This window comes from Kitasatospora sp. NPDC048545 (assembly GCF_040651155.1).
Lineage (GTDB): Bacteria > Actinomycetota > Actinomycetes > Streptomycetales > Streptomycetaceae > Kitasatospora.
This window is the reverse complement of record NZ_JBEZIQ010000026.1, coordinates 44,067-65,318: the sequence shown is the minus strand read 5'-3', so window position 1 is coordinate 65,318 and position 21,252 is coordinate 44,067. Positions and strand designations below refer to the sequence as shown.

18 protein-coding genes are annotated in these 21,252 nt (G+C 75.1%); 6 read left to right on the top strand and 12 right to left on the bottom strand.

Going from position 1 to position 21,252, the window contains the following annotated elements; genetic code table 11:
- Window positions 1-201: 201 nt before the first annotated feature.
- Together AB0D10_RS24085 and AB0D10_RS24080 are read right to left on the bottom strand one after the other, a co-directional pair.
- Window positions 202-849 carry a response regulator transcription factor gene (locus AB0D10_RS24085; protein WP_360259802.1) on the bottom strand — a complete coding sequence of 216 codons (648 nt, stop codon included), beginning with the start codon at window positions 847-849 and terminating at the stop codon, window positions 202-204.
- Window positions 801-2,306, bottom strand: a complete 1,506-nt coding sequence (locus AB0D10_RS24080; RefSeq protein ID WP_360259800.1) for a histidine kinase — start codon at window positions 2,304-2,306, stop codon at window positions 801-803. Before AB0D10_RS24080 ends, AB0D10_RS24085 begins: the two co-directional genes overlap by 49 nt.
- Before the next feature lie 276 nt (window positions 2,307-2,582).
- On the opposite strand from AB0D10_RS24080, the gene AB0D10_RS24075 reads away from it, so the two are divergent.
- The gene (locus AB0D10_RS24075) at window positions 2,583-3,296 is read left to right on the top strand and encodes an ABC transporter ATP-binding protein (protein ID WP_360259798.1); all 714 of its coding nucleotides are present in this window, start codon (window positions 2,583-2,585) and stop codon (window positions 3,294-3,296) included.
- A gap of 88 nt (window positions 3,297-3,384) precedes the next feature.
- Entirely contained in the window at window positions 3,385-5,778 is a 2,394-nt protein-coding gene (locus AB0D10_RS24070; protein WP_360259796.1) for an FtsX-like permease family protein, read from the top strand.
- Between the two features lie 200 nt (window positions 5,779-5,978).
- Here the strand turns inward: AB0D10_RS24070 and AB0D10_RS24065 are convergent, their stop codons facing one another.
- From AB0D10_RS24065 to AB0D10_RS24035, 7 genes are all read right to left on the bottom strand, one after another.
- On the bottom strand, window positions 5,979-6,737 hold the full coding sequence (locus AB0D10_RS24065) for a MerR family transcriptional regulator (RefSeq protein WP_360259794.1): 759 nt from the start codon (window positions 6,735-6,737) through the stop codon (window positions 5,979-5,981).
- Between the two features lie 97 nt (window positions 6,738-6,834).
- Window positions 6,835-7,878: a DUF2332 domain-containing protein gene (locus tag AB0D10_RS24060; protein WP_360259792.1), complete on the bottom strand. Its 1,044-nt coding sequence runs from the start codon at window positions 7,876-7,878 to the stop codon at window positions 6,835-6,837.
- Between the two features lie 165 nt (window positions 7,879-8,043).
- Complete coding sequence (locus AB0D10_RS24055; protein WP_360259790.1) at window positions 8,044-8,406, bottom strand: hypothetical protein; 363 nt, start codon at window positions 8,404-8,406, stop codon at window positions 8,044-8,046.
- Window positions 8,403-9,539: an SUKH-4 family immunity protein gene (locus AB0D10_RS24050; RefSeq protein ID WP_360259788.1), complete on the bottom strand. Its 1,137-nt coding sequence runs from the start codon at window positions 9,537-9,539 to the stop codon at window positions 8,403-8,405. The genes AB0D10_RS24055 and AB0D10_RS24050 overlap by 4 nt, the downstream gene beginning before the upstream one ends.
- 211 nt (window positions 9,540-9,750) lie before the next feature.
- Window positions 9,751-10,725 (bottom strand): hypothetical protein, encoded by a 975-nt coding sequence (locus tag AB0D10_RS24045; RefSeq protein ID WP_360259787.1) that lies wholly within the window; start codon window positions 10,723-10,725, stop codon window positions 9,751-9,753.
- 139 nt (window positions 10,726-10,864) lie between these two features.
- Window positions 10,865-11,344, bottom strand: a complete 480-nt coding sequence (locus tag AB0D10_RS24040) for an Imm21 family immunity protein (protein ID WP_360259785.1) — start codon at window positions 11,342-11,344, stop codon at window positions 10,865-10,867.
- A gap of 61 nt (window positions 11,345-11,405) precedes the next feature.
- Entirely contained in the window at window positions 11,406-11,996 is a 591-nt protein-coding gene (locus tag AB0D10_RS24035; RefSeq protein WP_360259783.1) for a DinB family protein, read from the bottom strand.
- 326 nt (window positions 11,997-12,322) lie between these two features.
- Here AB0D10_RS24035 and AB0D10_RS24030 point away from each other — a divergent pair, with 326 nt between their 5' ends.
- Window positions 12,323-12,832 carry a hypothetical protein gene (locus AB0D10_RS24030; RefSeq protein WP_360259781.1) on the top strand — a complete coding sequence of 170 codons (510 nt, stop codon included), beginning with the start codon at window positions 12,323-12,325 and terminating at the stop codon, window positions 12,830-12,832.
- 33 nt (window positions 12,833-12,865) lie between these two features.
- Here AB0D10_RS24030 and AB0D10_RS24025 read toward each other — a convergent pair whose 3' ends face one another.
- The 3 genes from AB0D10_RS24025 to AB0D10_RS24015 form a co-directional block, all read right to left on the bottom strand.
- Complete coding sequence (locus AB0D10_RS24025; RefSeq protein ID WP_360259779.1) at window positions 12,866-13,438, bottom strand: dihydrofolate reductase family protein; 573 nt, start codon at window positions 13,436-13,438, stop codon at window positions 12,866-12,868.
- Between the two features lie 131 nt (window positions 13,439-13,569).
- The gene (locus AB0D10_RS24020; protein ID WP_360259778.1) at window positions 13,570-14,307 is read right to left on the bottom strand and encodes an SRPBCC domain-containing protein; all 738 of its coding nucleotides are present in this window, start codon (window positions 14,305-14,307) and stop codon (window positions 13,570-13,572) included.
- Window positions 14,304-15,020: a helix-turn-helix domain-containing protein gene (locus AB0D10_RS24015; RefSeq protein WP_360259776.1), complete on the bottom strand. Its 717-nt coding sequence runs from the start codon at window positions 15,018-15,020 to the stop codon at window positions 14,304-14,306. The genes AB0D10_RS24020 and AB0D10_RS24015 overlap by 4 nt, the downstream gene beginning before the upstream one ends.
- A 246-nt stretch (window positions 15,021-15,266) precedes the next feature.
- Here AB0D10_RS24015 and AB0D10_RS24010 point away from each other — a divergent pair, with 246 nt between their 5' ends.
- The 3 genes from AB0D10_RS24010 to AB0D10_RS24000 all read left to right on the top strand — a co-directional run bounded on the left by AB0D10_RS24010 (window position 15,267) and on the right by AB0D10_RS24000 (window position 21,217).
- On the top strand, window positions 15,267-16,067 hold the full coding sequence (locus tag AB0D10_RS24010; protein ID WP_360259773.1) for a hypothetical protein: 801 nt from the start codon (window positions 15,267-15,269) through the stop codon (window positions 16,065-16,067).
- A 124-nt stretch (window positions 16,068-16,191) separates the two neighbouring features.
- Window positions 16,192-17,925 (top strand): DNA polymerase Y family protein, encoded by a 1,734-nt coding sequence (locus tag AB0D10_RS24005; RefSeq protein WP_360259771.1) that lies wholly within the window; start codon window positions 16,192-16,194, stop codon window positions 17,923-17,925.
- A 76-nt stretch (window positions 17,926-18,001) separates the two neighbouring features.
- Entirely contained in the window at window positions 18,002-21,217 is a 3,216-nt protein-coding gene (locus tag AB0D10_RS24000; protein WP_360259769.1) for an error-prone DNA polymerase, read from the top strand.
- The last annotated feature ends 35 nt before the right edge of the window (window positions 21,218-21,252 follow it).

Genomic DNA, 21,252 nt, shown 5'->3' with positions numbered 1-21,252 from the left:
AGCCGGAGCGTCGACAGGACATGGTGGTCACGCGGAGCAGGTCCACGTGACGGCGGCGAACAAGGATGAGCACCTCACCAGCCTAAATGACCGGTTCGGCGGCGGGCGAGCCCCCTGCAGCGGAGGGCCACTCATCACTTGTCGGTGGTCGTTCAGTCACGGAGCGTTCGATCATTCGCGTACGGCGGTCGGCGGCCCCTTTCAGGCGTTGTTGAGGTAGGCCAGGACCGCCAGGACCCGGCGGTTGTCGTCGTCGGAGGGCTGGAGGTCGAGCCGGACGAAGATCGACGCGGTGTGCTTGGCGACTGCCCGTTCGGTGATCACCAGCTGCTGGGCGATGGCGGCGTTGGAACGGCCCTCCGCCATCAGGCCCAGCACCTGCCGCTCGCGGGGGGAGAGGGTGGAGACCGGGCCGGCCGAGGAGTTGTGGGTGAGCAGCCGGGTGATCACCTCCGGATCCATCGCGGTACCGCCCTGGGCGACCCGTCGGACGGAGTCGATGAACTGGGCGCCGTCCATCACCCGGTCCTTGAGCAGGTAGCCGATCCCGCCGGTGCTGCCTGCCAGCAGCTCGCGCGCGTACAGCTGCTCCACGAACTGCGACAGCACCAGGACGGGCAGGCCCGGGTGCGCCTGACGGGCGGCCAGCGCGGCCCGCAGCCCCTCGTCGGTGAAGCCCGGCGGCAGCCGGACGTCGACCACGGCGATGTCGGGCCGGTCGGCGTCCACCGCGGCGAGCAGTTGGTCGCCGTTCTCGACCGCCGCGGTGACCTCCATGCCGTTGGCCTCCAGCAGCCGGGTCAGGCCGTCCCGGAGGAGGAAGAGGTCTTCGGCGATGACAACGCGCACGGGATCTCCAGGTTCACGATGGTCGGACCACCGGACGGGCTGCTGATCGCGAGCACCCCGTCGAAGGCGGCCAGTCGGCGTTCGGTTCCGCTGAGGCCGGTGCCCCGGGACGGGTCGGCGCCGCCGCGCCCGTCGTCGGTCACCGATATCCGCAACAGCCCGCCACTGTGCCCTATCTCGATCCACACGTGCGAGGCGCCCGCATGCTTCACCACGTTGGCCAGCAACTCGGTGACCGCGAAGTAGGCGGCCGACTCCACCGGCGCGGGTGCCCGGCCCGGCAGGGCGCCGGTGAAGGTGACCGGCAGTGGTAGGTCCAGTGCCGTCGCCTGCACCGCGTCGGCCAGTCCGCGGTCGGCGAGCACCGGGGGGTGGATGCCGCGGACTAGGTCCCGCAGCTCTCCCAGTGCCTTCACCGAGGACGTCCGGGCCTCCGCCAGCAGCGGGCCCAGGGCGTCCGGGTCGTCCTTCAGCTGCTCGGCCACGGTCAGCAGCATGCCCAGGGCCACCAGCCGGGCCTGCGCCCCGTCGTGCAGGTCCCGCTCGATCCGGCGCAGTTCGGCGGCCCCGGCGTCGATGGTGTCCGCCCGTGTCCGGGCCAGGTGGCTGACCTGGTGGGCGAGTTCGGTCCGGCGGGAGGGGCCGAGCAGGGCCCGGACGGTCCACTCGTGGATCCGCAGGACCGGCGGGGCGGCCCACAGCGCGGCCACCGGGGCGACGGTCAGGCCCATCCCGTAGATCACGCCGAGCGCGACGAACGGCCCGTTCCGGCCGAAGACCTGCAGGGCGACCGGGGTCAGCACGATGACCGCGGCGGTGAGGAGCACCGTGCAGCCGGTGAGCAGCACCCAGGCGAGGTCCCGCCAGGTCGCCGGGTCGGTCAGCCAGCCACCGGCCCGGAGCCGCTGCCAGGGGCCGGTGGCGCCGGGCGGTCGGCGGTACGGCACCGGGACCGGCCGGCCGCTCCACTTCCCGACCACCCGCCTGCTCTCCGTCGCGGTCCAGCGCGCGCCGAACAGGGCGAGGACCAGCAGGGAGGGCGCCAGCCAGAGCGAGACGGAGCGGCCTCCCGGCGCGGCTCCGCCGTAGAGGTGCGTCGCCATCACCGCGATCGCGCCCGGCGCGAACAGGGCGGCCCCGACGGCCCGGCCACCGCCCCCGGTGGCCCAGCAGAGCGCCCAGAGGGCGACCGGCCCCAACGGCACCGTCAGGATCAGCGGGCCGCCCGGCCCGAACGGCCGGGACTCGTCCGGGCCGAACAGCGCGGCGGCCAGCAGGACCGGCCCGGCCAGCAGCGAGACCAGGCCCGTCACGGCCAGCGTCACCGCGTACCAGGCGCGCACGCCGTCCACGAGGGCCTGGCCCATCTGCCGGGCGGCCCGGCCGGTCGCCCCCGTCGCACCCGCCCCTGCCCCCGCGCCGACCGTCCCTGTTCCGGTGCTCGCGTCCGGCCTCATGATGCGCCCCCTCGCCGTCCCGGAGTCCCCGTCCGGGGGCTCCGAAGCCCTTGGCCCCGAAGCCCCCGAGGGCCCGGTTCCGATCTTTCGGTGAGTCAGTCTGCCCGGCCGCCGCGGTCGGCGCTCTAGGCCTGGACACCCACTTCGGGGTGTATCTGGATACACCCCGCAGAGGCCGTCCAGACGGCTGTCCGCACCCCCGTGCCGATTCGTAGCGTCATGTCCCGTCAGCCGGCCCGGGTCCTCCGGTGCCGGACCCCGAACCGTGGAGGGCCCGTGAACGCGCCGATCATCCGGATCCGCGGCGTCAGCAGGACGTACGACCGATCCGCCGCCGCCCGCCCCGCCCTGGCCGGCCTCGACTTGGAGGTACGGGCCGGCGAGGCGCTGGCCGTGGTCGGCCGCTCGGGCAGCGGCAAGTCCACCCTGCTGAACCTGATCGCGGGCCTCGACCGCCCGAGCGAGGGAGCGGTGGAGGTGGACGGCGTGGCCGTCCACCGGCTCGGCGAGGCCGCGCTGGCCGAGTACCGGCGGCGCCGGATCGGCATGGTGTTCCAGTTCTTCAACCTGCTGGACGACCTGAACGTCGAGGACAACGTCCTGCTCCCGGCCCAGCTCGCCGGGATGCGGAAGGAGCAGGCCCGCGCCCGGGCCGGCGAGCTGCTGGAGCGGCTGGGGGTGGCCCGGCACGCCAGGGCCTTCCCCGGCCGGCTCTCCGGCGGTGAGCGCCAACGGGTCGCGGTGGCGCGGGCGTTGATGAACCGCCCGCCGTTGCTGCTGGCCGACGAGCCCACCGGAGCGCTGGACACCGCCTCGGCCGCCGACGTCCGCGACCTGCTGCGCGGGCTCAACGCCGAGGGCCAGACGATCCTGCTGGTCACCCATGACACCGCGCTCGCCGAGGCCTGCGCGGACCGGACGATCGAGCTGCTCGACGGCCGACTGGTCCGGGACACCGCGGCCGTGCCCGCTCCCGGGGGCGCGCGGTGATCCGGGGGCGGGGAGCGCATCGGAGTGGGCGGACGGGGAACGGGTGCGGGCGGGCGAACGCCGCGCAGGAGCGGAACGGGGTGGGCGGATGAGCGCCCTCGGCAAGGTGGTCCGGGCCGGGGTGGGTCGCAAGCGGGTGCAGACCCTGGTCATGGTGCTCACCACGATGATGTCCGTGACGGCGTGCATCCTCGCGATCGGGCTGCTGGTCGCCGCCCGGGGCCCGTACCAGCGGTCCTTCGCCGACCAGCACGGCGCACACCTCAACGTGCTGTACGACCCGGCCGGGGCGAGCCCCGCCCAGCTCGCCGCGGCCGCCCACGCGCCCGGCGTGACGGCCTCGGCCGGTCCCTACCCGGCGGTCACCGTCCGGGCGCGGACAGGAGAGGACACCAGGATCCCGCCGCCGGGCAGCCCGCTCCCGCCGATGACACTGGTCGGCCGGGCCCAGGACGGCCCGATGGACGGCCTGCGGATCACCATGGGCCGCTGGGTCGCTGGCCCCGGCGAGGTGGTGTTCCTCGACGGCCACTCCCCGCTGGCCGTCGGCGACAGCATGCGGTTCCCGGACCTGCCGGGGCAGCCGACGCTCAAGGTCGTCGGCCTCGCCGCCTCCGTCTCCTGGAGCGCGGACGGCTGGGTCGCCCCCGAGCAGGTCGCCGGGCTGACGGCGCCCGGCACGACGCCCGCCGCCCAGTACCTCTACCGCTTCGCCCGCGCCGGTACCGACGCCGAGGTGGAGGCCGACCACGCCGCGATCGCTGCCGCGGTGCCGCCCGGCGCGCTCACCAGGGCGACCTCCTACCGGCCCGCCCAGGCGGAGGCGGACCGGACGGCCTCGACCTTCGTCCCGTTCGTCACGGCCTTCGGGGTGCTCGGCCTCGCCCTGTCGGTGCTGATCATCGGCGTCGTGGTCAGTGGCGCGGTCACCGCCGCCACCCGGCGGATCGGTGTTCTGAAGGCCCTGGGCTTCACGCCGGCCCAGGTGACGCGCGCCTACGTCGGCCAGGCGCTGATCCCTGCCGGAGCGGGCACGGCACTCGGCGTGCTCGGCGGCAACCTGCTCTCCGTGCCCGTCCTCGGCATGGCCCACAAGGCCCTGCGTGGCGGTCTGCTCGGCATCCCGCTCTGGGTGGACCTCACGGTCGCGGCGGCGGCCCTGGCCGCCGTGACGGTCACCGCGCTGGTGCCGGCCCTGCGGGCCGGACGGCTGCGCACGGTGGAGGCACTCGCGGTCGGCCGGACGGCGCCGGGCGTCGAACGGGCCGCCGCCCGGGGCGGTGCGGGCCGGGCGGGGACGGCGGGCCTCCTGACGGGGATCCGGAACGGGATCGGCCGACTGCCGGTGCCGCGCTCGCTGAGCCTCGGGCTGGCGGGCCCGTTCCACCGGCCGGGCCGTTCGGTGACGACGGGGGCCGCGGTGGTGCTCGGCACGGCCGGAGTCACGCTCTGCGTCGGCCTGACGCTCTCGCTCGGCCTGGTCCAGGACGGTCTGGAGGCCGGGCGCGCCGACAAGGTCGTGGTCCGGACCCCGATCGAGGGCACCACGGAGCCCGTCGACCACGTGGACGAGGCGGCTGTGGCGCGGGCGATCGGCGCCCGCCCGGGGACCAGGGCCTGGTACAGCACCGTCCCGTCGCCGGTGGCCCTGGCCGGGAACACCGGGCGCTCGGACGTGGTCGCGTTCAGCGGCGACGCCTCGTGGAACGGCTACCAGCTGGTCACCGGCCGCTGGTTCCACGGACCCGGCGAGGTCGTGGTCGGATCGGCCTACCTCCGCGCCAACCAGGCGAAGGTCGGCGACACCGTGACCCTCACCGACCACGGGCGCACCACCCCGGCGAAGATCACCGGCGAGGTCCTGGCCACCGGGGACTCCGTATTCCTGGACCGGGCCGCGCTGGCCCCGATCGGCGGCGCCGTCGCCACCGAGGCGATCTCCTTCCACATCGACCTCACCCCCGGCACCGACGCGAAGGCGTACGCCGACGCGCTCGACGACGTGGTCCGGCCGATGGGATTGGGCGCCGAGCCGGGCGAGCAGCACATCAGCATCGTGGTGCTGGCGATGAACACCCTGGCGGGCACGCTCACGCTGCTGCTCTCCGTGGTCGCGGGGCTCGGAGTGCTCAACACAGTGCTGCTGGACACCCGGGAGCGGGTACACGACCTCGGCGTGCTCAAGGCGCTCGGGATGTCGCCCCGGCAGACCGTCGGCATGGTGCTCACCTCGGTCTGCGGGAGCGGGCTGGTGGCCGGCCTGATCGGGGTGCCGATCGGGATCCTGGTGCATCACCAGGTGATGCCGGCGATGGCCCGCGCCGCCGGGATCGGCGTGCCCGGCGCGGACCTCGGGGTCTTCGACCCGTCGGTGGTGGGGCCGCTGATACTCGGTGGGCTGGTGCTGGCCCTGCTCGGCGCCGCGCTCCCCGCCACCTGGGCGGCCCGGACCCGGACGGTCACGGCGCTGCGGACGGAGTGACGGCAGGAGAGCGCTCGGCGGCGGGCCGCTCCCGCAGGCACGTCCCCTGCGGGAGCGGCCCGCCCGGGCGCAGCTACCGCAGGGGCAGCCGCACCCAGGAGCAGCCCGTCCCGGAGCAGCCGAACTCGGAGCAGCCGAACTCGGAGCAGCCGAGTTCGGGACAGCCGAGGCCAGGACAGTCCGGCTCGGGACAGCCCGGCTCAGAGCAGCCGCGCCGCCGCGTACGCCTCCATGGCGCTCCGCTGGTACGCGGCCAGGCCCGGGGCGATGGCCTCGTAGGCGGTGCTCCACTGCTCGTTCTCGGTGCAGGACCGCGCGATGGCGAGGTACTCCTCCGCCGGAACGGACCGGATCGTGCCGAGCAGCCCGTACTCCTCGGCGGTCATGCTCTGCACGGGCTCGGCGTCGGCCGGGTGGCCGGCCGCCATCAGCTCGGCCAGGCGGATCATGCGCGCGGTCCGCTCGCGCTGCCCGGCCTCGATCTCCTCCGGGCTCATCGCGGCGGTCGCGCGCCGGGCCGCCTCGGCGTGCTCGGGGAAGTCGCGCAGGCTCGCGTCGACGTCGTCGGGCCGGATGCCCTCGAACAGGTTCTCGGGGCGGTTGATGGTCATGGGTGTGCCGTCCTTCCGGGAGTGTTCCAGGTCGACGATCGTGCGGGAAACGGTGGAGGCCAGGGCGTCCAGCCGGTCGCGTTCGGTGACCAGCCTCCGGTGATGGCCCCGCAGGGCGTCCAGCTCGTCCACCTGATCGCCCAGGATCCGGGCGATCTCGGTCAGCCCCACGCCCAGCGCCCGCAGGACGAGGATCTGCTGCAGCTGCAGCAACTGCCGTTCCTCGTAGTAGCGGTGGCCGTTGGAGCCGATCCGGGCCGGCGGCAGCAGTCCGATCTCGTCGTAGTGCCGCAGAGTCCTGGCGGTCACCCCGGACAGCCGGGCCACCTCTGCGATCGGCCAGGCCATGGCCGCCTCCCCTCGCTTCCGATTCCCCACGGTCGTCGTACCGGGGCCGGTTCCTCCGGCCCTGGTCACGACGGTAGGAGCTGCCGTTGCGGCAACTTCAAGCCCTTGTGTCCGAGGTCCGTCCCGGCCCGGCCGCCGGGGCGTCGTCGAACCAGTCCAGGGACTGCCCGTGCGGCCCGGTGAAGGCCACCGGGCGCCCGTCCCGGGCCAGCGCGAACAGCCCGGATCCGGCCGGGGCCGGGCGGGGGAGGCGCCGGGCGACGGCGGGCAGGACGGAGACCGCCTCGTTGGAGATCCAGTGCCCGGGCAGCTCGCGGACGGTCGCCGCGAACTCCTCCCGCGCCTCCGGGGGCAGGTACGCGAGGACGGCGCTGTGGAACACCACCGGTGTGGCCCCCGCCGGTACCCGGGCCACCAACTCCCGTACCGTCGCGTTGAGATCGCCGCGCACCAGCAGCGGAGGTTCGGCCCGGGCGACCCGGACGGCGCCGCGCAGCCGGTCCAGCCGGTGGGTCTGCTCCGGCCAGACCAGCGACTCCAGCCAGCGCACGTCCTCCTCGGCCCGGACGTCCAACGGGTTGAGGTCGATGCCGGCCCGCCACACCACCTCCGGCAGCCGCTCCCGCAGGGAGGCGGGCAGCGGCACCGGCCCGCTGACGGCGCAGTCCAGCGCCACCGGGCTCGCCGCTGCGCCGAACTCGGCCACCGGGTCACCCGCGCCGTCCGCGGGCAGGTACCGGTAGCGGTAGCGGTCGGGGTAGAGGCAGAGCCCGGCCGAGGCGCCGACCTCGATCAGTGCGAGCGGCTGCGGCAGCGTCGCCAGCAGCGGCAGCAGGGTGGCGCAGCGGCCCGCCTCGTTGGTCTGCGTGCGGCGCTCCAGCATCGTGGCCGAGGTCTCGTCCCAGTGGGCCGCCACCCAGTCGCGGAAGGCCGGCCAGCCCTCCGCCACCGGCCCGCCCAGGTGGCGGACCGCGCCGAACAGCAGGTTCGGTTGCCGCTTGGCGGCGGGCAGTCCGTCCAGCAACGCGCACAACCGCCCGTCCTCGGCGACGCGTTCGGCCAGTTCCCGGTAGGTCGCGGAGTTGCCGCGGGCCTCCTGCTCCGCGAACGTGCGGTAGAGGTCCCCTGTATCGCCGTGCATCCCGCAGGTGTCCTTCCGTGTGATCGAACCGCCCCACCCTACGGCCGGTCCGCAGCACTCCGGGTGCCCTCCCGCCCTGCTCCCCGCCACACCGCCGACCGGTCCGGGCCGATCCGGGTCAGCCCGACCAGTCCGAACAGACCGACCAGCCGGGAACAGCTCGGGTCAGCCCGGCCCGGGCCCCGGTTGCCGCCACCCCAGCCCCGGGTACGGGTGCGGCCGGACCAGCCGGACCGGGCCGGTCGCCGCCCACGCCACCACCGTCAGCAGGTCGTAGAACAGCACCGGCGCCCAGAACGGGGTGGCGGACAGGCTCCGGCGCTCGAACCGGCACCAGGCATCGGGCGGCAGCCAGGATGCGCCCGTCTCCAGCAGCCGCCAGCCGCCAGCCGCCAGCCGCCAGCCGTTAGCCGCCCGGCCGTGCTCGCAGTGCTCGGCGCAGTCCAGCGACCGGACGTACAGCAGGTCGTACAGCACGCCGACCGAGGCGAGGGAGAGGGCGACGGCACCGGCGGACGGCGGCGTCACCCCAGCATGCCGCCCATGTGCCCGTCCTCGGCGAGCAGCCGCCAGGAGCAGCCGGGCGAGGCGAATGCCTCCGGGTCGACGGCTTCCACCAGCCGGTCCACCACCGTGCTCAGCAGCGACTGCGGGTCGAACACCGCCCAGGTGTCGTGGCTCCGGCCGTGGTCCCAGCGCTCCCATTCGGCGCGCAGCCGTTCGTACGTCCAGAGCGCGTAGAGCAGGGCGGACAGGTCGCGGTTCAGGTAGGCCTCGGGCTGGCCGTCGTCGTACCAGTCGGGCAGTTCCAGTCGGCCGGTGGCGCCGTCCAGGGCGATCGTGAGGTCGGTCGGCCAGTCCCCGAGGGCGATGAAGTCCCGCTGGTACGGGCGCTCCTCCTCGCCGTCGAAGTACTCGGGGTACGCCTCGCCCATGGTGACCAGCGGTTCCTCGCACACTCCGAAGATCGCTCCGCCCAGCGGCAGTCCGACCTCGGTCAGCAGGCGTCGGGTCGGCTCGTGCACCAGGGCGGCGGGCAGGTGCTCGGGCCGGAAGCGGTGCACCTGTCCGGGGCCGTCGTCCTCGTTCGTCAGCGCGGCGAGTTCCGCCACGAGCTCGGGGCCGACCTCGTACGCGGGCCCGTCCGGGCCGCCGGGCAGCGCACCCCAGCCCAGCGCGTGCACCAGCAGTGCGGTGCTCCAGTGCGCGGGCGGCGCGGAGTCGTCGGAGAACAGGCCCGGGTCGGCCTCCCGCATCAGCCGTTCGGCCCGCGCCACCACCTCGGCGACGACGGCCGGGCCGCGCTGCCCGTCCAGGGCCTCCGGCCGTCGGGCGGCCTCGGCGACCGCCTCGACCTCCCTCACCAGGCCGGCCAGCGCGGTCAGGTCGGAGGCGAGCAGGTCCCGTCGCGGGCCGCCGTTGTCGAGGAGCACCTCGCCGGTCGTCCCGTCGAGCAGCACCAGGTTGCCGACGGCGGCGAAGGGCGTGCAGTAGTCCGTCTCCCCGAGGACGAAGAGCCGTTCCCCGTCGGCGGGGAGCGGCCGCAGCACTCCGGTCGCGAGCGCGCCGAAGTCCAGGAACGCCCCGGCGGCCGGCAGGCCCTCCCGTGCCAGGAACTCCCGGCTTCCCGCGTGCACCACCCCGCCGGGCAGACCTGCCACTTGCTCACACCCCACGTGCCCCACCCTTCCCCGGCCCTGACCCCCAGACCCTAGCGGCCCGGCCCGACATCGCCACGGAGGTTTCGGGGGTGGGGGCGGGCCGGGGGTGCGGTGACGGGGCGGTTCCGCCACGGACGGTCGGGCGGTCCGGCCCGCCGGAGACTCCCGCCTCCGCACCCCTGCGCCGTCATGCCCGCGGGACCAGGCCCCCCTACGCCCCGAGGTCCGCCGGGTCCACGTTCCAGCGCTCGGGCAGGTCCGCGTCGCAGAGGGCGCAGGCGTAGTGCTCCTCGCGGACGAGGTTGCACCCGGCGCACCGGGGGCAGCGGCGGAAGACCGCCGCGTACGTGAAGGCGTCCGGGTGCGGCAGGCCGATGCGGGCGAGGGCGGCGGCCACGGCGGGCCAGGAGGCGGTGTCGGGGCAGTAGCCCGTGGAGTGGTTGCTGACCGTCCCGACCTCCCAGCCCCCGGGGACCTCCCGGCCTCCGCCGTCCGCCCGGTCCCCGGCCGACCGGCGGAACCCGATCTCCCCGGCGCTCAGCACCACGTCCCCACCCGCGCAGGCGACGTGCTCGCTGCGGCGCGGGGCGAGCCGCAGCGCACCGCCCAGGTCGACCACGAAGGTGAAGGGCTCCGCCAGCTCCTCCGCCGTCCGCGCGGCCACCCAGGCCGTGAACTCGTCGGCCGTCCGCACCGGTTGACCGCCGGGACCCCCGGCCCCGCGCAGCTCGGGCGGTCCCACGTACCGGTACGCCCGGCCGAAGCCGTCCGCGACCTCCGCCGCGACTCCCCGTCCGGCCAGCAGTGCCTTCCAGTACGCCATTTCGGCGGCCGTCCCGCTCAGCCCGAAGTCCCGCAGCTCGGCGAGGAGCGCACGCGCCTCCTGCAGCGGGGCCGACGTGCCCTCGCGGAGCGCCCGCAGTGCCGCGACCGGGTCGGTCAGCGGCCCGGCGAGTCGGAGCCGGGCCGGTCCGTGGGCGGTCAGCAACGCCTCGCGGACGTCGGCCGGGATCGCCTCCGGGCCCGAGTGCTCGCACAGGTAGGCGTCGCAGTGCGGGCAGGAACGCTCGGCGTCCCACCACAAGTCCCGCCCGTGCATCAGGAACTGTCCGACGCTGCGGACGGCGGTGCCCCCGCAGTCCCCGCACCGGACGGCCATCCGCACACCCTGTTCCGTGACGGTCATGCCGGACACCCTACGGCGGCCGTCCGTTCATCGGGCCGTCCGGTGATCGGGCCGTCCGGTGATCGGGCCGTCCGTTCATCGGGCCGTCCGGTGATCGGGCCGTCCGTTCATCAGTCGGTCCGGCCGTCCGGCCGTCCGGTCAGCTGCCGAGCGGCTCCAGCCGGACCAGGACGACCGTGGTCTCCTCGTCCGGCTCCACGAGGGCGGCGCGGACGCGGTGGCGCCTGGTGGGCAGGTCGAGGCGGAGCCGGCCCTCGGCGGCGGACTCCTCGCCCGTCCACCCGGCGTCGAACAGGTACACCGGCCCGTCCGGCACCTCCCGGGTCGACGCCGGCCCCCATGCGGCGCGCCGCAGCGCGCGCGGCACGGCGGCGAGGACCGCCTCCTCCGTCTCCGCCGCCACCCACCGCAGCAGCAGGCCCTGTTCCGGCAGACAGGTCGTCGACGCCGGTTCGTCGCCGAGGACCAGCGCCTGGGTCCGGCCGACGTCCAGCAGCCCGATGTGGTCGTCGATGCCGCAGGCGCGGTCGTAGTCGGAGCCGGCGCAGCCGGTCCACGCGCCGAGCACAGTCCCGGGGACGAGCACCAGCGGCCCGCCCTCCGAATCGATCCACTCCATCAGGTCCATTCCATCAGGTCCATCCGGGCACGGTACCCGGCGGTCCGGACGGCCCTGCGGTTCAGGCGAGCCCGCCGGCCTTCCGGGCCGCCCGCTCCACGCGGTCGTGGTGGGCCCGCCACCAGTCCGCGTCGCCCTCGGCGGTGTTGACGCCGTCGGGCCGCTGGCCGACGGCGCCGTCGACGAGTTCGCGGACCAGGTCGGCGTGGCCGACGTGGCGGTGACTCTCGGCGATCATGTGGACGAGGACCCGGTGCAGGGTCTGCTCGGGGCGGTCGCCGAACGGCAGCCGGCCGGTCGCGTCCAGCGGCAGGGCCTCGATGGTGGCGTCCGAGTGTGCGCAGGCCCGCCGGTAGCGCCCGACGATCTCCTCGGTGCTCTCGTCGGCCCGCGCCCACAGGTCGCCGTTCGGCTCGGTGTCGCCGGTGAACCACAGCGGGGTCGGCTCCGGGAAGGGCCGGCCGAAGGTGTCGCCGAAGTACATCGCCTCGGCCCCGGTGAGGTGCTTCACCAGACCCAGCAGGTTGGTCCCGGTGGGGGTGAGCGGGCGGCGCACGTCGTACTCGGACAGGCGGTCGAGCTTCCAGAGCAGCGCGTCGCGGGCGTCCTGGAGGTACACCTGGAGGTCGGTCTTGTCATCCGTCACGGTCATGGGACCAGTCTGCTGATCGCAGGAATTCCGTCCATCGTTTTCCGGCGCAGGGCGATCGCCAACCCGTGCCATGATCAAGGCCGTTGACCCGGTGACCGTCACGAAGGGACGGACCCGGCCGACAGCCGGACCCAGGACGAGACGCTGTTCGCCGGAGCGGCCGCCCACTACGCGCGCGGCAGGCTCCCGTACGCGCCCGGCCTGGCGGAGGCGCCGGCCGGGGCACTTGGGCCGGACGGGCGGGGGCGGCTGCTCGACCTGGGGTGCGGGCCGGGGACGCCGGCGGTGGGGGCGGACCCGGACGCCGGGATGATCGCCGAGGCGCGGTGGGCGGGCGCCGGGCAGTCCGGGTCACCCGGGTGCGGGCCCGGGCCGAGGAACTGCCCCCGGGCCGAGGAACTGCCCCCGGGCCGAGGAACTGCCCCCGGGCCGAGGAACTGCCCCCGGGGCTGGGCACCTTCACGGTGGCCACCCTCGGCCGGTCCTTCCACCGGACGGACCCGCGACCTGGTGGCGGCGACCGTCCGTCGGATGCTGCGCCCCGGCGGCGCGCTGGTACACGTATCGGACCTGAAGCCGGGCGCGGAGCCGGGGCGGGCTTCACCGGTCCGCAGCGGATCGTCGTCCCGGGCGGGCAGCCGCCGGAGCGTACGGTCGACGACACGGTCGCGGGCGTCTTCTCGTTCTCCTCCTCGGCCCCGCACCTCTTCACCGACCGCCGTCCGACCTTCGAGACGGACCTCCGCGAGCTGCTCGTGCGGGCTTCTCCGGCAGGCCTGTTCTCGGAACGGCGACCGGGCGCCGAGGTGTTCATCCGGAGCCCGCAGTGGAAGTGACGAATCGTCAATTCCACTGCGGGGGAGAGTCCGTCAGCGGACCACGTCGAAGACCTGCTTCTGCAGGCCGTTGCCGTAGACCTCGTGCTCGACCAGCTTCAGCTTCTGGGCGTCCTTGTCCGTGCCGCTGAACAGGCGCTTGCCCGCGCCGAGCAGCAGGGGGTAGACGAGCAGGTGGTAGCGGTCGATCAGGCCGGCGTCCGAGAGTGCCCGGTTCAGGGCGGCGCTGCCGTGGACGATGATCGGGCCGCCCTCGGTCTCCTTCAGGGCGGCGACCTCGTCGAGCGAGCGCAGGATGGTGGTCTCGCCCCAGTTCGACACCAGGTCCTCGTCGGTGAGGGTGCTGGAGACGACGTACTTGGGGAGGGACTTGTAGCGGGCGAAGTCCGCCATGTCCGGCCAGACCGGGCTGAAGGCCTGGTAGCTGACCCGGCCCAGCAGCATCGCGGTGGCCTCCTCCTGCTCCCGGCCCTTGATCTCGAACGCCTCGGGGAGGAATTCGACGTCCTTGAAGGTCCAGCCGGAGTTCCGGTAGCCGGGCTCTCCGCCGGGGGAGTCGACGACGCCGTCGAGCGAGATGAAGGCGGTGCTGATCAGGGTGCGCATCGGTGGTTCCTCTGTTCCTCGTTCTCGGGGGTTTCCGGTCATCGGGTGAGCGGTCGGTCGGTTGGGCGGTCGGTTGGGCGATCGGGCCTACGTCGGGCGGGTGTGCAGGCGGGCGGGCAGCCCGTGGGCGGTCAGACGAGGAGGCCGGTCAGCCACCGCTGCCAGGCGGCTTCGGCGCCGTCCGTCGCGGGGCCGAAGAGGTGGTGGAACATCAGCGCCAGCCCCTGGCCGTGGTGGAAGGTGTAGAGCCCGTCGGCGGTGCGGATCCCCAGGCGTTCGTCGTCGGCCCAGACCACCTCGCCGTCCAGCGGCGGCAGGCCGGCCGGTTCGGCGTGGGCCCGTGCGCCCGCGGTGACCGGGAGGGGCAGCGACAGGGCGTCGGCGAGGGCCGTGCGGAGCTCGGGGTCCGGCCGCCCGGCGGACGGTGCCGCGGCGAAGACGGGGACGGCGGTGCGCCCGGTGAAGTGGGTGAGGTACTCGCGGAGCGTGTGGAGGTGGAAGGGCCAGCCGCGGCGCAGCGCGTCGTACTCGTCCTGCCAGTCGTCGCCGAGCAGGCCGCTGTGGACGACGCGGAGCACGGTGGCGCCGCCGTCCCGCCCCTCGATCAGGTACTCGAAGGCCATGAAGCGGCCGTCCTCGGCGGTGGCCGTGCGGGTGGCCAGGCGCTTGCCGGGCTCGTAGGCGGTGATCACCGCTTCCGCGCGGTGGCCTCCGGTCTCCATGGCGGCGGTGCCGCCCTCGCGCGGGTCCAGTTCGTTGCGGCCCATGAACCAGGAGTCGATCCCCGGTCCGGTGGCGATCGCCTCCCAGACCTGTTCGGGGCTCGCCGGCAGGGAGGTCGTCAGCTCGATCTCGAACGGGTGGGTCATCGCGGGTTCTCCTGGTTCGGTTCGGCTCCGACCTGCGGTGCTTCGGCCCCGGCCCCGGCCTGAGGTGCCCCGGCTCCGCTTCCGGGTTCGGCCTGAGGTGTCCCGGCCTGAGGCGTCCCGGCTCCGGGCCGGGCCGTCGCGGGGATCTGGTGGAGTCCGACGATCACCCGGTGGCTGCGGCCCCCGGGGGCGGACTCGTCGTGGTAGCGGCTGACGAGGGTCGCCACGGTCTGGGCGAGTTCCTCGGCGAACGCCGTCCGGTCGGCGGCGGAGGCGAACCGCACCTGGGCGTCGATGCCGAAGGTGGCGACCCGCCGCCGGGCCCGGGCGGCGCCGGTCAGCAGGGTCCCGACCTCCTGCACCAGTCGGGAGCCCAGGGCCAGCAGCCAGTTGGCGGAGAGCTGGTCGGGGGAGCGGGCGGGGTCCGGGCTGACGGCGGCCAGGACGCTGGGGGAGATCACGTAGGAGGCCGCGGTGGCGCGGTACACCCGTTCGGTGACGTTGCCCTTGCGTCGTTCCTCGGCGAGTTCGACGAGTCGGTGCCGCTCCAGTTCCTTCAGGTGGTAGTTGACCTTCTGCCGGGGCAGGCCCAGGCGGGCGGCCAGCATGGCGGCCGAGCCGGGTTCGGCCAGGGCGGCGAGGATCCGGGCCCGGATCGGGTCCAGGGACGCCTCGGCCGCGGCGGGTTCTTCGATCACAGCGACGTCCAGCACTCCTCCAGCTTCCAACCGACAAAAAAATTTGTCAAGGAAAAAAGGTTTGTCGGTAGCCCGGTCGGCCGAGCGCTTTCCCCCGTCCGGCGGCGGCACCCGCCCCGACCTGCACGGAGAGTGACGGGTGGGGCCGCCGAGTCGGACTTGAATCTTTGCGAACGGATGTTCGATCCTGGAGCTGTGCCCGTTTTCGAATCTGTTTTCGAATCCATCGTCGAGCAGCCCGCACGCCCCACGCTCCGACCGGTGGCGCTCCCGGCTGCCCTGCCGGGAGCGCCGGGCGAAGGACGGGCGGAGGCCCGGGGCCTGCTGCCGGTGCCGTCCGCGCTGCGGGAGGTGCTGCCGGACGGCGGACTGCGCCGCGGGACGGCGGTGTCCGTGGCGGGCGGGGACACCGGACTGTTGCTGGCGCTCGCCGCCGGGGTGCGGGAGACCGAGGGCGGCTGGGCCGCGGCGGTCGGGCTGCCGGACCTCGGGCTGGCCGCCGCCGAGGGGTACGGGCTGGACCTGCGCCGACTGCTGGTCGCGGACGACCCGGGGCCGCACTGGGCCGAGGTGGTGTCCGTGCTGGCCGGCGCGGTCGAACTGGTCATGCTGCGCCCGGACGGCCCGGTGCCGCCGAAGCTGGCCGCCCGGCTGGCGGCGGTGCTGCGGCGCAGCGGCTGCGTTCTCCTGGTGGCCGGTTCGTGGCCGGGCGCGGCGCTGCGGCTGGGGGTGCGGTCCGGACGCTGGTTCGGGCTGGGCGACGGCCACGGGCAGCTCACCGGCCGGCAGGTCGAGGTGGTGGCCGAGGGCCGCGGCTCGGCGGTGCGTGGCCTGACCGCCCGGCTCTGGCTGCCCGACGAGCACGGCGCGGTGCGCCCGCTGCCGGAACGCCCGTTCCAGGAACGTCCGTTCCCGGAACGCGAACTCCCGGAACACGCGCTCCGGCCGCGCCCGGACCAGCTGCGCCCGATCAAGGTCGGTCCGAGCCAGGTGGGCCCGGCCGAGGAGCAGTCGCAGCCCGTGACGGAACCGGTCGCAGCCCGTGCCGCGGCGGTGGTCTGAGATGCCCGGGAGCGAGGTACCCGGGGGCGGGACGCCGACGACCGGGACGCCCGCGAATGGAGTGCCCGCGAGTGGAGTACCCGCGACCGGGACGCCCGCGACCGCCGGGGACCGGACCCCCCGGGTGCTGGTCGTCTGGTGCCCGGACTGGCCGGTGGTCGCCGTCACCGGCGACGACCCGGTGGCGGTGACCGAGGGCGGGCGGATCCTCGCCTGTTCGGCGGGCGCCCGGGCGGCCGGGGTGCGGCAGGGGCAGCGGCTCAAGCTGGCCCAGCGGCTCTGCCCGGAGCTGGAGCTGCGCGACCGCGACCCGGAGGCGGAGACCCGCCGCTTCGAGCCGGTGGTCGCGGCGGTGGAGGCGTTCACGCCCCGGGTGGAGGTGATCCGCCCAGGCCTGTGCGCGATCCCGGTGAAGGGCCCGGGCCGCTACTTCGGCGGCGAGGAGGCGCTGGCGGCCAAGGTCCGTACGGCGGTGGCGGACGCCCTCGGCCGGCCGCCCGTCCCGGACGCCGTCCCGGGCGCGGTGGCGGTCGAACCCTCCGGAACGCGAACGCCCGAGCCTTCCGGAACACCCGAGCCCTCCGAATCCCCAGGAACTCCCGAGGCCCCAGGAATCCCAAGAACCCCAGGAACCCCAGGAACCCCAGGAACCCCAGGAACCCCAGGAACTCCCGAGACCCCCGAACCCCTCGGCGCGGCCCCGCCGGCCACCCCCCACGCCCAGGTCGGCGTCGCGGACGGCCTGTTCGCCGCGGTGCTCGCCGCCCGCGCCGGGGTACTGGTACCGGCCGGCCGGACCGCGGAGTTCCTCGCCCCGTACCCGGTGAGCGCGCTGGGCGACGAGGCCCCGGCCGAGTTGCTCGGGCGGCTCGGCCTGCCCACCGTCGGGGCGTTCGCCGCGCTGCCGTCCGAGGCGGTCGCGGACCGCTTCGGCCCGTCCGGGACGGTCGCGCACCGGCTGGCCCGCGGGCTGCAGCCGCGTCCACTGGTGCCGCGCGACGAGGAGCCGGACCTCGCCGTCGAGCAGTGCTTCGACCCGCCGGAGCCGCTGGCCGAGCCGTTGGTGTTCGTCGGCCGCACGCTGGCCGAGGCGCTGCACCAGCGGCTGGCCGGGGCCGGGCTGACCTGCCGCCGGGTGGCGGTCGAGGTGGCCTGCGCGGACGGCCGGACGGTCTCCCGGCTGTGGCGGCACGAGGGCCGGCTGTCGGCGACGGCGCTGGCCGAGCGGGTCCGCTGGCAGCTCCAGGCGTGGCAGGGCGCCGGCACCTTCGCGGCCGCCGGGGAGGGCTCCGACACCGGTTTCACACTGCTCCGCCTGGCCCCCGACGGTCTCTCCCCGGACCAGGGCCGCCAGTTGGCGCTGTGGGGCCAGGCCGTCGCCGACGACCGGGTGGAGCGCGCGGTCGCCCGGGTGCAGGCGGTGCTCGGGCACGCCGGGCTGCGCCGGATCGAGCCGGCCGGCGGGCGCGGCCCGGGGGAGCAGGCGGTCAGGGTGCCGTGGGGCGAGCCGTACGAGGCGGCGGTTCCGGTCGACGCACCGTGGCCGGGGCGGCTGCCGGAGGTGTGGCCGGCCGTGGTGCTGCGGGATCCGGCGCCGGTGCGGGTGCTGGACGCGGCCGGGCAGCCGGTCACGGTGGACGGGCGGGCGGGGGTGTCGGCCCGTCCGGCCCTGGTCGTGGTCCGGGGCCGGGAGGAGCGGGTGGACGGTTGGACCGGGCCGTGGCCGGCGGTCGAGTACTGGTGGGACCAGTCGCTCGCCCGCCGCCGGGCGCGGTTCCAGGTGGTGGTGGGTGGCGGCCGGGCGCTGCTGCTCACCGTGGAGGGGGGTGCGTGGTACGTGGAGGCCGGCTACGACTAGGCCCGGACAGGGCCTGGCGGCCCCGGACCCGGACGAGGGGGGAGGACGAGCACGAGAACGACGAAGGCGACCCCCGATGGGCTTCACCAGCCACCCCACCGTCCCCTGGAGCGAGCTGCACCGCCGGCTGACCGGCGCGGCGCCGGACCGCACGGTCGTCCCGCTGCGCCGCCCCGTTCCGGAGGAACCCCCGGCCGCCCCGAAGGGCTCCGCCGAGCCCTGGGCCGAGCTGCACGTCCACTCCGCCTTCAGCTTCCTGGACGGCGCCAGCGACCCGGAGGCCCTGGTCGCCGAGGCGGCCCGGCTGGGCGTGGAGACCCTCGCGGTCACCGACCACGACGGCCTGTACGGCGCCGTCCGGCTCGCGGAGGCGGCCCGGGGCACCGGCGTGGCCACCGTGTTCGGGGCCGAGCTGACCCTCCGCCACTCCCCGGAGGAGACCGAGCACCTGCTGGTCCTCGCCCGTGACCCGGCCGGTTACCGCCGTCTCTCCGCCGCGATCGCCGCCGCCCAGCTGGCCGGCGGCGCGAAGGGCCGCCCGGTGTACGACCTCGCGGCGCTGGCCGCCGCGCACGGCGGCCACTGGGCGGTGCTCACCGGCTGCCGCCTCGGCCGCGTCCCGGCGGGCCTCGCGGACGGTACGGCCGGGCAGCGGCTGCACACCCTCACCGAGGCGTTCGGCCGCGAGAACGTGCACGTCGAGCTGATCGACCAGTGGCTGCCCGGCGACGACCGGCGCAACGACGCCCTGGCCGCGCTCGCCGCCGGACACGGACTGGCCACCGTCGCCTCCACCAACGCCCACCACGCCGGCCCCGCCCAGGGCCGCCTCGCGCAGAGCCTCGCCGCGCTGCACGAGCGCCGCACCCTGCAGGACGCGGTCGGCCGGACCCTGGCGGCCGGCACCGCGCACCTGCGCTCGGGCCGCGAGATGGCCGGCCGGCTGGCCCGCTTCCCGGGCGTGCAGCGGGCCACCGTCGAACTCGGCCGGGCCTGCGCCTTCGACTTCGCCACACTGGACCCGGAGCTGCCGGGCTTCCCCGTCCCCGAGGGCGAGACCGAGATCAGCCACCTGCGTGCCCTGGTCGCGGCCGGCGGACCGGCCCGCTTCGGCCCCGGCAACGCCGCCGCCCGCCGCCAGCTCGCCAAGGAGCTGGACGTGATCGAGGACCTCGACCTGGCCGGCTACTTCCTGATCGTGCACGACATCGTGGACTTCTGCCGGGACCGGGACATCTGGTGCCAGGGCCGCGGCTCGGCCGCCAACTCCGCGGTCTGCTACGCCCTGGGGATCACCGCCGTCGACCCGATCCACTACCGGCTGCTGTTCGAACGCTTCCTGTCCACCGCCCGGGACGGGCCGCCCGACATCGATCTGGACATCGAGAACCGCCGCCGCGAGGAGGTCATCCAGTACGTCTACGGCCGTTACGGGCGCGAGCACGCCGCCCAGGTCGCCAACGTGATCACCTACCGGCCCCGGCTGGCGATCCGCGACGCCGCCCGGGTGCTCGGCTACCCGCAGGGGCAGGTGGACGCGTTCAGCCGGCAGACCGACTTCCGCTCCGCCCCCGGCGCGGACGCCGTCATCCCCGCCGACGTGCTCTCGCTCGCCGCCCAACTCCACGGCCTGCCGCGCCACCTGGGCATCCACTCGGGCGGCATGGTGCTCACGAAGGAGCCGATCGGGGAGATCTGCCCGACCGAGTGGGCCCGGATGCCCGGGCGTTCCGTCCTGCAGTGGGACAAGGAGTCCACCGCCGGCGCCGGGCTGGTGAAGATCGACCTGCTCGGCCTCGGCATGCTCGCCGCGCTGCACGACGCCTGCGCGCTGGTCGCGGAGCACCACGGCCTGCGCTACGACCTGGCCACCATCCCGGACGACGACAAGGGCGTGTACGCGATGCTGCGCCGGGCCGACACCGTCGGCGTGTTCCAGGTCGAGTCCCGGGCGCAGATGGCGACCCTGCCCCGGCTCAAGCCGGACCACTTCTACGACCTGGTGGTCGAGGTCGCGCTGATCCGACCCGGCCCGATCCAGGGCGGCTCCGTCCACCCGTACCTGCGCCGCCGCGCCGGGGTGGAGCCGCCAGGCTGCCCGCACCCGCTGATGGAGAACGCGCTCGGCAAGACCCTCGGGGTGCCGCTGTTCCAGGAGCAGATGATGCAACTCGCCATCGACTGCGCCGGGTTCACCCCCGCCGAGGCCGACCGGCTGCGGCAGGCGATGGGGGCCAAGCGTTCGCACGAGCGGGTCGCCCGGCTGCGCGAGCGGCTGCTGGGCGGGATGGCCGAGCGCGGCATCCCGCCGGAGGTCGCCGAGGACGTCTACGGCAAGATCGAGGCCTTCTCCAGCTACGGCTTCCCGGAGAGCCACGCGATCAGCTTCGCCTACCTGGTGTACGCCAGCGCCTGGCTCAAGCACCACTTCCCGGCGGCCTTCACCTGTGCCCTGCTGGCCAACCAGCCGATGGGCTTCTACTCGCCGCTCAGCCTGGTCGCGGACGTCCGGCGGCACGGCGTGCGGGTGCGCGGGGTGGACGTCAACGCCAGCGGGGCGCGGCCCACCCTGGAGCCGTACCGGGGGCCGACCCCGAAGCCGCCGCTGACCGCCGGACGCCCGCAGCCGGCCATCCGGCTCGGCCTGGAGACCGTCCGCGGCATCGGCACCCCGCAGGCCGAGGCGATCGCGGCCGGGCAGCCGTACACCGACCTGGAGGACTTCGCCCGCCGCACCGGCCTGCCCGCGCCCGCCCTGGAGGCGCTTGCGACCGCGGGCGCCTTCGACTGCTTCGGCCTGACGCGACGTCAGGCACTGTGGACGGCCGGGGCGTTCGCCGGGGTTTCGGCGGAGCTGCTCCCCGGCACCACGCCCGGCACCGAGGCGCCGGACCTGCCCGGCATGAGCCCGGTCGAGGAGACCATCGCCGACCTGTGGGCCACCGGCACCTCCGCCGCCGGCCACCCGCTCCAGCACCTGCGCGACCGGCTGGAGCGCGGCGGCGCCCTGTCAGCCGCCCAACTCCCGGACGTACCACCGGGAACGGCGGTGGTGGTCGGCGGCTTGGTCACCCACCGGCAGCGGCCGCCGACGGCCGGCGGGGTGCTCTTCCTCAGCCTGGAGGACGAGACCGGCCTGATCAACGTGATCTGCAACCGCCCGGTCTGGGAGTCCCAGCGCCGCACCGCCCTGGACCGGGCCGGGCTGCTGGTGCACGGCCGCATCGAGCGCGACCGGGGCGCCACCAACCTGATCGCGACCCGGCTCACCCCGCTCAGGATCGGCCTCTGAGGGCGTTCCGATTCCCCGGTCCGATGCCCCGGCGC